Annotated in this window: 12 protein-coding genes; 6 read left to right on the top strand and 6 right to left on the bottom strand. The window is 52.9% G+C overall.

Annotated features, from left to right (window positions below):
• Positions 1–135: 135 nt before the first annotated feature.
• The 3 genes from ACTIKR_RS18305 to ACTIKR_RS18295 form a co-directional block, all read right to left on the bottom strand.
• Positions 136–2,385: a TonB-dependent siderophore receptor gene (locus ACTIKR_RS18305; protein WP_442328617.1), complete on the bottom strand. Its 2,250-nt coding sequence runs from the start codon at positions 2,383–2,385 to the stop codon at positions 136–138.
• A gap of 259 nt (positions 2,386–2,644) precedes the next feature.
• Positions 2,645–3,649 carry a FecR family protein gene (locus ACTIKR_RS18300; protein WP_442328616.1) on the bottom strand — a complete coding sequence of 335 codons (1,005 nt, stop codon included), beginning with the start codon at positions 3,647–3,649 and terminating at the stop codon, positions 2,645–2,647.
• A 1-nt stretch (position 3,650) separates the two neighbouring features.
• Positions 3,651–4,169 carry a sigma-70 family RNA polymerase sigma factor gene (locus ACTIKR_RS18295; protein WP_442328615.1) on the bottom strand — a complete coding sequence of 173 codons (519 nt, stop codon included), beginning with the start codon at positions 4,167–4,169 and terminating at the stop codon, positions 3,651–3,653.
• A gap of 80 nt (positions 4,170–4,249) precedes the next feature.
• On the opposite strand from ACTIKR_RS18295, the gene ACTIKR_RS18290 reads away from it, so the two are divergent.
• Together ACTIKR_RS18290 and ACTIKR_RS18285 are read left to right on the top strand one after the other, a co-directional pair.
• Positions 4,250–4,534: a hypothetical protein gene (locus ACTIKR_RS18290; protein WP_442328614.1), complete on the top strand. Its 285-nt coding sequence runs from the start codon at positions 4,250–4,252 to the stop codon at positions 4,532–4,534.
• Positions 4,535–4,748: 214 nt separating this feature from the next.
• The gene (locus ACTIKR_RS18285; protein WP_442328613.1) at positions 4,749–4,925 is read left to right on the top strand and encodes a hypothetical protein; all 177 of its coding nucleotides are present in this window, start codon (positions 4,749–4,751) and stop codon (positions 4,923–4,925) included.
• Positions 4,926–5,195: 270 nt separating this feature from the next.
• On the opposite strand, the gene ACTIKR_RS18280 is transcribed toward ACTIKR_RS18285, so the two are convergent.
• The 3 genes from ACTIKR_RS18280 to ACTIKR_RS18270 are packed head-to-tail and all read right to left on the bottom strand — an operon-like array spanning position 5,196 to position 7,864.
• On the bottom strand, positions 5,196–6,275 hold the full coding sequence (locus ACTIKR_RS18280) for a hypothetical protein (RefSeq protein ID WP_442328612.1): 1,080 nt from the start codon (positions 6,273–6,275) through the stop codon (positions 5,196–5,198).
• A gap of 9 nt (positions 6,276–6,284) precedes the next feature.
• On the bottom strand, positions 6,285–6,725 hold the full coding sequence (locus ACTIKR_RS18275) for an MFS transporter (protein WP_442328611.1): 441 nt from the start codon (positions 6,723–6,725) through the stop codon (positions 6,285–6,287).
• A 2-nt stretch (positions 6,726–6,727) separates the two neighbouring features.
• Positions 6,728–7,864: an HlyD family secretion protein gene (locus ACTIKR_RS18270; RefSeq protein WP_442328610.1), complete on the bottom strand. Its 1,137-nt coding sequence runs from the start codon at positions 7,862–7,864 to the stop codon at positions 6,728–6,730.
• A gap of 161 nt (positions 7,865–8,025) precedes the next feature.
• Between ACTIKR_RS18270 and ACTIKR_RS18265 the strand changes: the two genes are divergently transcribed.
• The 4 genes from ACTIKR_RS18265 to ACTIKR_RS18250 all read left to right on the top strand — a co-directional run.
• Positions 8,026–8,682: a TetR/AcrR family transcriptional regulator C-terminal domain-containing protein gene (locus tag ACTIKR_RS18265; protein ID WP_442328609.1), complete on the top strand. Its 657-nt coding sequence runs from the start codon at positions 8,026–8,028 to the stop codon at positions 8,680–8,682.
• Between the two features lie 15 nt (positions 8,683–8,697).
• Positions 8,698–9,087: a hypothetical protein gene (locus tag ACTIKR_RS18260; protein ID WP_442328608.1), complete on the top strand. Its 390-nt coding sequence runs from the start codon at positions 8,698–8,700 to the stop codon at positions 9,085–9,087.
• A gap of 903 nt (positions 9,088–9,990) precedes the next feature.
• A complete protein-coding gene (locus ACTIKR_RS18255) occupies positions 9,991–10,233 on the top strand; it encodes a hypothetical protein (RefSeq protein WP_442328607.1) in 243 nt (80 codons plus the stop codon).
• Positions 10,234–10,237: 4 nt separating this feature from the next.
• Positions 10,238–10,968 (top strand): FAD-dependent oxidoreductase (locus ACTIKR_RS18250; RefSeq protein WP_442328606.1); only part of this gene is annotated, 731 nt, incomplete at its 3' end.

Below are 10,968 nucleotides of genomic sequence, written 5' to 3'. Positions count from 1 at the left end.
CCATCTGTGAGTATTATGAGGCTTAAAAGTGTCTAGTAAACCCTGGCCGATTCAAATTCACTGCAACATAGAGACTGTGATACTTATCTTTTTTTCTATCGACTATACCTAGAAGAATCGAAAATATACAGCTGTTTACCATTGATAACGTAGCGATGCATGCACCTTGCGTCCCTGGCCATAAAAGCACTGAATCGAATTTAGGCAATAACCAACATATTCCTTGTTGAACAGATTAGAGGCGGTCAGTTGCAGCGTCAGGCCCTTCAGGCGGGGAGATAAATGCTCGGCATCATAACGGACAGATGCGTCAACCAGCGTTCTTGCCGGCAGCGCAAGTGTGTTATCAGCATCGCCGAAATTTGATCCCTGATAGCGCAAACCAGCCGCCAGATGCAATGCTGATAATGGACTGTACTCCATCCACAACGCCGCCTGATGCCGGGGCACCCGCTCCAGCGATTTGCCCTGAAGCGTGCGGCCAGTCGCATCCGTGTTTGCGTTGACCATCTTAGAATTCAGATAGGCATACGAAGCAATCACATCCAGTGAATCACTGATATGCACCTTGGCTTCGACCTCGATTCCGCGAACACGTGCCTCACCAGACTGCACCAGGAAACCAGTATGTGTCGGATCGGGATCGGGCGTGGTCATATTACGTTGCCTGATTTCAAACGCCGATAAGGTAATGAAACTCTTGCTCCCCGCCGGTTGATACTTGATCCCCGCTTCGAACTGCTTGCCGCGCATGGCTTTGAACTGCGCGCCGGTAAAGTTGGTACCATCTTCAGGCTCAAAAGAAGTACTGTAGCTCACGTAGGGTGCCATACCGTTATCGAACAGGTAAGCCAGCCCTGCCCTTGCGGTCCAGGCCGTTTCCTGCTGTTTGGCCCGAACACTGGCGGGTATCTGGTTTAACGTGCGCGAATGCGCGGAATCATAACGGGCACCCAGGGTGACGACCCAACGATTCCACCGGATCTGGTCCTGGAGATATAAGCCCAGCTGTTCTCGGGTCTGCCGGTAATTGATACGCGGGACCAGTTCCGGAGACGCCACGTTGTAGTCGGGGTTTAATATATCCAGAGGTCGGTCATAAAGACCGGAAGCAAATTTGTAAGTATCGTCCAGATTCATATAGTCCACGCCGGCCAGGACCGTATGTCGCGCCGCCCCGATATGAAAATCGGCTTGCAGATGCGTATCGACCGAGAGCACATTGGCCCGGGCTTGCCCACGCGTTCCCACCCGGCTCAAATAACGAGATGTTGGATCCAGCATATAGCCGGGACTGGCCTGTGTTGTCACGTCTACCTTGTTGTACTGAAGATTCTGGCGGAACGTGAAGATATCATTGAGCACATGTTCGAATTCATAGCCCACGGCCAATTGCCTGCGCTCGTATCCGTCAAAGTCTGGTTGCCCCAGGTTCTTTGCGGGCGAAATCCTGCCATAAGGACTGTCATAAAGGGCACCGACCGCCGGCAGCGCCATGTAATCGGTCAGCGTTTTGTCCTGCTGATAATGTGAAAACACCGTCACATGGGTACGCTCGCCCAGCTTCCAGCTCAGGGATGGAGCGATAAAGACGCGCCGGTCGAACCCCTTATCAACCTGGCCGTTGCTATCTCGGGCCAACCCAGTCAGGCGATAGGAAAACCGGCCCGCGTCGTCAACGGGACCAGTGAAGTCAAAAGCGCCCTGCTTGCGGTCATGACTGCCAACGCCCAGAATCACCTCATGCCTGGGCGTATCCAGCGGCTGCTTAGTAAGCATGTTCACGATACCGCCAGGTGTGTTTTGTCCATACATCACGGAAGCTGGGCCCTTGAGGATATCAATTCGTTCCAGTCCATAAGGGTCAATGCGTAGCATTGCCGCACTGTATGCGCCGAAAGGCAGCTTCGATCCATTCAGGTTCTGTTTCAGATAAAATCCACGACTGTGAAGTACATCATTACGTGTATCGCTATCACCGAAGGACGGAAGCACACCAGGCGTATAGCGCACGGCATCGGTCACGCTTTGCGCTCCCTGGGCAACCATCTGGTCTTTGGTTACCACGTTGACGGTTTGCGGAGTCTCAAGCAACGATGCAGGGGTTTTCATAGCGGTAGTATCGTTCAGGGCAACATAGCCGTCCACCGTGCGACTGTATGCTTCATCCATGGCGTAGACCAAATCCAATGTCGCCACAGCAGGGGCTGTATCAATGGAATGTTGCAGCGGGGCGGCGGCAACCAGACTGTAGATATTTCCCTCTTGCGGGATTGCACGCAGCCCGGAACCCTGCAGCAAACGACTGAACCCCTCGTGCACGGTATAGCGGCCATTGAGTGCAGGCCCCTGTCTGTTTGCCGTCAATGGGGAAGGAAAAACCAAGGCTACTCCGGACTGCAGGGCAAACTGGTTGATTGATTGGGTGAGTGGGCCCGCTGCAATCCGGTATAGCCGGGATATGTCTGCCGACCCGTTCTGTGCTGAAACAACATGTGTGCTTAAGCACAAGTACACTAAAGCGCCGATGCGACTTCCCACTGGCCGAAAACTTCCGTTCCTCAAACTCATAGACCCCTCTTTGTTTTTGCGTGTCCATGAGTTATGACGGATCACAAACGCAAAGTAACAGGCAAAACCGGCATTATTTTTTCTTTTTTATTGCCACGGCCCATGGCATATATTGGCGAATCTGTATTGGCAGGGTGCGACCCAGAATGTTGAATGCCTGCTCGCTATCCTCTATCGGGATAACTCCTGAGACCAGGACACTTTCCAGTTCTCTTTCGTCATACCACATCACCCCACTATGGTAGGACTTGAGCACATGCAGCACCCGGCTTAGCGACTGATTATCCAGAGCCAGATAACCCTGTGCCCACGATGACGGATCGCTATACCCCGACGTTTCTATTCTAGATACGACGTTCGTCTCGACGTTAGCGGTCTGCCCCTGCTTTAAATCTGCGCAGACGGTGCTGATGCTGCGCCCTGGACATACTCTGACATTGGATTCGAGCACGCTCACTTGCGTGGTATTGTCCAGCAGCGACACGGTATAGCGAGTCCCCAGTGCAGTTGCCGTACCTTGCTCTGTTTGAATGACAAAAGGCCGGCTATCACGATCATGATTGACCTGGGCCAGAATCTGACCCTCCCGCAATACGACCCTGCGCTCGGTGCGCCTATACCGCACATCCACCGCACTGCGAGCATCCAGGGTTAATTGGCTGCCGTCAGGGAGCATCACCGTCTCACGCCTAGCCAGACCCGTGTGGTGGTCTGCCAGCAAATGTCGATGCATCATGTCAGATAGCAGTACCACCACGCCAATACAACAAATAGTCGCGCCAACGGTACGCTTTACCCGACGTTTGCCACGCTTTCGCGCATCCAGCTTTGCCATGGTCGCCCGAGCGGGTTGGGCAGCCTGCCCTTCCAGATCATCGAAATTTCGCCACAATGTCTCCAGGCGCCGCCAGGCCAGGTCGTGCGTTACGTTGGCCTGGCGCCATCGCAGGCACTGCGCGCGCTCCTGATCGCTCACATCATCGTCCTGTAGCCGCACGAACCATTGCGCTGCTGCAGCAACAACTTCAGCAGTCGGTTCACACTCTCCAGGCAACAGCTCAGCAATCGAATGTCCCATGTTACGCAACACCAGCATCGCTAAAAGCCAGTTTGTAACACTGCAAAAGACTGGCAGACAGATACTGGCGCACTCGACTGACAGACACGCCCAGATACGCGGCAACCTGGGCATGCGTCTTCCCCTCGAGGCGGACCATGAGAAAGGCCGTTCGCGCTCTGGGCGGTAATGTCTCCAGCCAATGGCTGACCAGCGCCAGGGTCTGGGCCGCTTGCGCTACCGTTTCGGCCGACGGCGCGGTATCGGTTCCATGCACATGAGCCCAAGACTCACAGAACAGCCGGGCGACCTTTCGGCTTCGGGAATCATCAATGATCAGGCGCGCAGCGGTGGTCGTCAGCCACGCGCGAGGCTCGCGAAGCGCAGGAGCCTGACTGCCGAGCAAACGGCAGAACGTATCCTGGGCAAAGTCTGCGGCATCGTGAGAACTGCCCAGCTTGCGATGCAGCCAACGCACCAGCCAGGGATAGTGCTGTGCATAAAGCAGACCGATATCATCGGTTGAAAGCGAGTTAGACATTGAGAATCGGCTGCACAATAGCGTAGGCAACGCCCACTTAAATAATAATGATTCTCATTATAGCATTTATTTTGATATTAATGAAAGCGTTTGTATGGGATGCGCATCAGATCCAAGCGCTTTTTAGTAGCGTGATCATTCGGAAAACAAAGTCTCCCATTGATATTTTGGCGGAAAAATTTTCCAGTGCGGCTCGGGCAGAAATCAGAAAAGGCGCAATAACGAGCTGGCAAGGATCAAAACAACTGACGCTATGGATGGATCTTGATGTTGCGCCAAGGCGAATCTCGTACAAATTATTTCATCAACGAAGAGAGCAAATGGTGGGCGATGCTGTTCAACTTACTTTCGATGCCACTCATTGAAACGATGTTAATCCAGACGAGGATCTGATAGAGATACCAATGGATTTCAATTTCGACGTGCAATTGAGGTCGCACGAGCCCAAAGATGGTGAGGCAGCAGCATGGCAAGCAAAGAGTCTGTACGATAACAACCCGCTGGGGGACTAGGCTGGCAGGCGGCATCTCCTTTGAAGCCGTCACGTTCAGGAACATGGCGTAGGAAATCGGCGACATCGTGAACCCGAAGACAACGCGTCGCGATTTGCAGTCTGGCATGATGGTCACCGCGGACGGCAGTAACCACATGATTGCAGGCTACATCATGTGGAGCCTGGCCTATCGTCAGCACGTCTTGCTGAACATGGGCAAGCACTGGGGACCGGCAACTGGTGGTTCAGTCAACGGCAAGTGAAGCTCGTGTCGGCATCCGCATTGGCCTTGCAATCAGCTATACTTTTTCATTTGTCGCCGCACATGCCTCCGCGCTTCGCTTGGGCAACCCCTTCGGTTGCATCCCGCGTCCGTTCTTGCCGGACGGGCTACATGACCTCCTGATGTATCAACGGTGAAGGCTACGTCTGGTACACTCAAAAGACCTAAATGGCTTTGCCAGCATTGGGCTTTGATGTCGCTGCACTGAGCATAATCAGAATACCTCTCATAGCAGACAGCGTTGATGGTGTTATTCGGATGAGGCTTGGATAGGAGGAGCTATCGGATTTGAGGGAGAAGAGCGCAATAGCACCGCTAGCACCAAGCTAAGCAGGCTTGTCCAGAAAACAAGATGAAAACCGTCAATATGGGCAATCACTTGAGATTCACGCGCAATGATACTTGCGATACCATTTAATCCAGAACGTGTGCGTTCCACGACCAGCGGCTCACCGGCCTGCACATAGGCGCTTAATGATGCATAACTGGTGTCTGCGGCCATACGGAGCCAAGTTGACATGATTGTACCGGCCATTACCGGCATCAATACGCGTGCTATTGAAACATACGCACCGAGCGCCACGCCATGCTGCGGATTCAGATTGGTTACGAATGCGGCAATTAATCCGATGAGCATAATGCTCTCGCCAAGCGACTGCATAATCAGGATCGTGATGAATTGATCCACTCGCCAGTTGTGGCTGATATGCGTGCCTAGCCATGCTGTGATCGCGATGACAATCAGTCCGCATACGATGAGCAGCCTGGGCTCGGCGCGTCTGGCCAGATAAACGGCCAAAGGCGTAGCTGCGAGATAAGCAGCGAATGCAATCAGAGTGGCCGAACCCGTCTGCATAGGCTTGAGATCACCCATTTGCGCAAGAAACGTGGGGATCAGCAAGGAAGTGGGCGTCATCAGCACACCGAACAGGCAGGCAATCACCAGACAAATAAGGATGTTTCGATTGCCAAACGCTGCAAGATCTCCAAATGCATTTGGCTGTAGCGCGCCGCGAACAACAGCGGCGAAAAACAGAATAGCCCCGCCCGCAAGTGCAGTAACCACCAGGCCCGAATCCAGCCAACCCAGGCGTTCGGCCGATTCGATACCAATAAATATCAACGCCAAACCTGTGCAGAACAAGGTCATGCCGGCCCAATCAGCCTGCCGCAATTGATCTTGATTGACAGGCGTCAGCGGCATTGCTTTCCAGGTAAGCAAGGCAATGAGCGGCCCGATAAAAGCCGTCATCCAATAGACCCAGTGCCAACTGACTTCTTCCACCAGAAAGCCCGACGCGCCATACCCCGCATCCATGCCGGTAGACACGCGCAAGCTTTAGGCGGCCATGACAACCAGCCAGAGCCGCGGGTGCACGCTGCGCAACCCCAGGCTAATAGTCAATGGCAGGTAGATGCCCATACACAAGCCTGCAACAGCATGCAGAATAACCAGCATTGGATAATTGTGTGCGAAAGCAGGAATGAGCAGAGTTGCGAAACCAAGACACAGACTGGGCGTAACGAGAATCCGTGTCGGTCCGATAATGGTGGCAAGCCAGGGGACAATAGACATGGTGACAAGCTGTGCGCCGTTTAGCGCGGTGCCCAGCCATGCGGCTTCCAAAACATCCAGACCGAATTGGCCGCGCAGATCTGGCAACGCCGAGGAAAACAGCCGTCCTTGCAAAGTCGTGAGAACCGCGCCCAGAAAAATGGCTGCTACAGTGAGCGCCGGGCGGGGACGAGGTGCGTTAGCGAAAAGAGATCGAAGCGCCATGATCAGTCCAACTCCGTCTGCGCTTTGTACGCGACATGATGCGCTTGCTTCGTGTACGGAGGAATATTGTCGCCTTTTGTATTAATGCTGGCTTCGACAGACATTCCAGGCCGTAGCCTGTTTAATTCCCGCTGCCCGGGGGCCAAGTCGATACGTACAGGGATACGCTGCACAACTTTGGTGAAATTACCAGATGCGTTGTCTGCCGGTAGCAATGCTGATTCGGCACCACTCATGGGCGCGATTTCTCTGACCCGGCCACGAAACTGCCTGCCGGGAAGGCCATCAACGCTCACACTAACTGGCTGGCCTGGCTGGACATGAACCAACTGGGTTTCCTTGTAATTGGCGATAACGTAAGACTGATCGGAAGGCACAATAGACACGATCTGAGTGCCGGTGCTGACCAGGCTGCCGAGCTGAACATGGCGTTTGTTTAGCACGCCATCGAAGGGAGCGACAATGCGCGTATAGTCAAGGTCGCGTCTGGCGCCTTCAAGTTCGGCAGCAGCGGCATTTACATCGGCTGCGCGCAGCCCACGCTGCCCTTCCAGGACAGCCAGCGATTTACTGGCCAGGTCTGCCTGGGCAATGGCAGCTTCGTGCAGGCCCACTGCATGATCCAGGTCTGCCTGGGCATTTTCAAACAATTGCCGCGATAAAGCGCCCTGCCGGACCAGTTTTTCCTGGCGTTCCGGGTTGCTCTTGTATTGACGAACCCGAACCTGGGCCGCACGGACATTGGCCTGCTCCCCCTTGATGCGAGCGCGCTGTTCCGAGATTTCCCTGTCGAGATTGTCCAGATTGGCCTGCGCTTTGCTCAGTTTGGCCAATGCAGATGCCACTTTCAGTACATAATCGCTGTCATCGATCTGCACAATTAACTGGCCAGCGTGCACTGTTTGGAAATCTTCGACCGGCAATGCCTTGATATAGCCGGAGACTTTGGTGCTCAGCACCGCAAAGTCCGATTTCACGAACGCATTTTGTGTCGTTTGAATCGTCCTGCTACTGGTCCATTCGCGCCAGTGGGTGGTTGCCAGGATAAGCAGAGCAATGATTGCCGCACACCCTACCCAGGGAGCCAGGCGCAATGCCAGCGGGCGACGGTTTGTCGTTTCTTCAGGCTGAATAGTCATTAAGCGTCCTTGCAAATTTCATCTTGTGTAGATACACACCATCGTGCATGGCGCTTGCGAACAGCACCAAATGCATGGTTTTCTACAAAACTAACATCGTTAGTTTTATTAAATGATACACTAACAGTGTTAGATTTCAAGTCATCAAGCCAAGGTGCGATATGAGAGTCCCGAAAATTCAGCGAGAACAAGTGGTCCAGGCGGCGCTCGCGCTGCTGGACCAGGACGGCCTGGAAGGGTTGACTATGCGTAAACTTGCCCAGTCTTTGAAGGTGCAGGCGCCTTCGCTCTATTGGCACTTCGAAAGCAAGCAGGCGCTGATCGACGGCATGGCAGATGCCCTGCTGGATACTGTGGCAAGAGATCTTTCTAAAGCTGCGTCATGGGAGGATCGCATCCTGCAGGTAGCCGGAGAACTTCGTCGGGCATTGCTGCGCCATCGCGACGGCGCCCGAGTATTTGCGGGCACGTATGTGGTGACCGATAACGTTTTACGAACCAGCGAGGCCATGATCTCCGCATTCGTGCAGGCCGGCGCAAGTGCGGAGCTTGCCGCAGTTTACAGTTTTAGTACTACCTATTACGTTCTTGGTTTCGTCATGGAGGAACAGGCGCTGGGTCCGGGCAGTACACTAGATTTGGCTGAGCGCAAGCGCCAGTTCTTGGCATCCACACATGAAAAATATCCGCATAGTCTGGCTGCGAGCGAAGCAATATTCTCTGAAAATTTCGATCACCGCTTTGTGATCGGGTTGGAGCTGCTGATTGCCGGCTCGTATCAGCGAATTCGCGCCGACAGCGCTCAATCTCATCAGTAAACTGGAGTTAGCGTAATGCATATTGACACGCGTCAGTTCCCCTTGGTCTGGATGTCTGCAAGTGGCGCCTCTAACTGGGAGTTAGAGCTCAACAAGCTGCTGCTTCAAGGCGAACGATTCGTCCTTTTGACAAGTGAAATACCGGCGCGGGGAAAAGAGACTGATGCTACAAGCAGAAAGCAACTGGCGCTTTGGTTAAAAATCAACCGCGACCAGCTCAAGCAAGTCTGCGCGGGAAGCATCATGGTCGTGGGCAGCCAGGCTATTGCGCTGCCGCTGCAAGCGGTTTTAGTGCCGCTAAGTAAAGCGTTTGGTTACCCGATACGGGTAGTTGCTGAAAGGCATCTCGATGCTGAAATCAGCAGTTTGCTAAAAAGCGGCTGGACTGACAAGGATTTTGTTTAGTTTGCAAAACTGACCGCCCCAATGGCGCAAAGTCTACCCCAAACATCCTCAGATCCTTGTGCCAGCGCCTAAACCAGAAGTATGGAACCATACTGTCATGGGGAAATACACCCAGAATTTCGAAGCCGCGGCACCCGGTTCGGAGAGTATCCTTAGGAATAACATTGAAACACAAACTGGTAAGCTACGGGTTTCTGGCCCCGACTGATTTACGCTCACTCTCTAAAATCGCTTAGACAACGTAGCGCTAATTCGCTGCACTAATTCATCTCGCAACTGGGCAACGTGTGGTTTCTTACACCGCAATGCGCCTTCGCTTGCAGCGTTTTCTTTGGCCAGGTTCAGCGCGAATTCTCTCTTTTGTCTAGAGCTTATCTCTCGATAACAGTCTTGGACTGGAACCGACCCGGCTAATCCTCGCGCCATGCAGCATGTCCTTTATACCGCATTTGGACAAGGGATCCGCACTGGGGAAAGCGACGCCAGTCATGCAAGGTCAGGGGGTGCTATATTCGGACAAATCGTGGTCGTTTTCAGCATAGTGATCACCGACCCATGGGGTGCGCAATGGACAGGCGCCTCTTTTGCATACCAACTACGCTTTGGCTTGCCCTGGCTCAACTTCTGCAGCACGCGGGCTATCATTCCTGAAGTTGTTTGCGTGGTGGTTTTTGTCAGTCTTCTACAGCAAACTTACTTCCTTATAGAGGCCACTAGAATAAAATCATCATAAGGTCATTCCTTTATACCTTATCATCCTCCCGTCTGTCAAGTAGGGCAGATCTCTATTAAAGGTTATACCTTATGGTCTTACAATGTATTTCATCAGCTCGTTTTTAGTGGATCTTAATAGCATATGTAAACGACGATTCAACGTGTACATATTTAGGACGGAACAAACGCATGGAAGATACAAGTAGTCAGGCCACTCCGTACCCGACTCTGCTGGCCATTCTGAAATTCAGAACATCGATCACCATATCAGGTGGTGCAATTTTGTTCTTAGCGGTTTGTTGGCTCGGGTTTAGATTAGGCATACCCGACCTATATGCCTTAGCCATGGCCATAGGAGTAGTAGTTTATTTTGCTTTGAAGGCTGCTATAGAAGTGGTCGATCTTATCGCTGAAACGCTAATGCCCAGGTGAAATCATGAAAAGTGTGGATGCTTGTGTAATCGGGGCGGGGCTGGCAGGTCTGAGCGCCGCACTCAGGGCTGCAGAGGAAGGGCTGTCAGTTATAGTACTGGAGCGTGGGGCTGAACAGGAATATATGTGTAACACTCGGCTGACAGGAGGAGCTTTTCATGTGTGCCTGAGTGATATCCAATTACCTGCCGACGAGTTAAATGACCGAATACAGTCTGCAACTGAAGGCGCTGCCCACACTGGATTATCCTCTGCTGTCGCTAAGGACACCCGACGAGCAGTCAAATGGCTGCAAAGCCAGGGAGTACGCTTCATAAAGGGTGGGGCCGAACCACATCATAATTTTGTGCTCTCCCCTCCCTCATTACAGCGAGTGGGAGCGGATTGGCGTGGGCGCGGCGGTGATGTGCTGCTACGCACATTAGCTAGTAAATTTGCCAAAGCAGGTGGAGTGATCGAGCGCGACCATCGTGCGCATAAGCTGATTATTGAAGATGGCAAATGTGTTGGTGTGGAGGGAAGATCTAAAAAGGGTGAATTCTCAATACGTGCGAACAATGTAGTAATCGCTGATGGCGGCTTTCAATGTGATCATGAGTTAATCCGGGAAAATATCACACCAGAACCTGGCAAAGTTTTGCAGCGCAATGCGCGATCGGGTCTAGGAGACGGTCTCAAAATGGCGCGCAATGCTGGTGCCATGCTATCTGATCTAATTGGCTTCTACGGCCATGT

Origin of the sequence: Advenella sp., assembly GCF_052108595.1 — a bacterium.
Taxonomy (GTDB): domain Bacteria; phylum Pseudomonadota; class Gammaproteobacteria; order Burkholderiales; family Burkholderiaceae_B; genus Advenella.
Note: the sequence above shows the minus strand (reverse complement) of the source record. Positions and strands in the feature narration are given on the sequence as shown.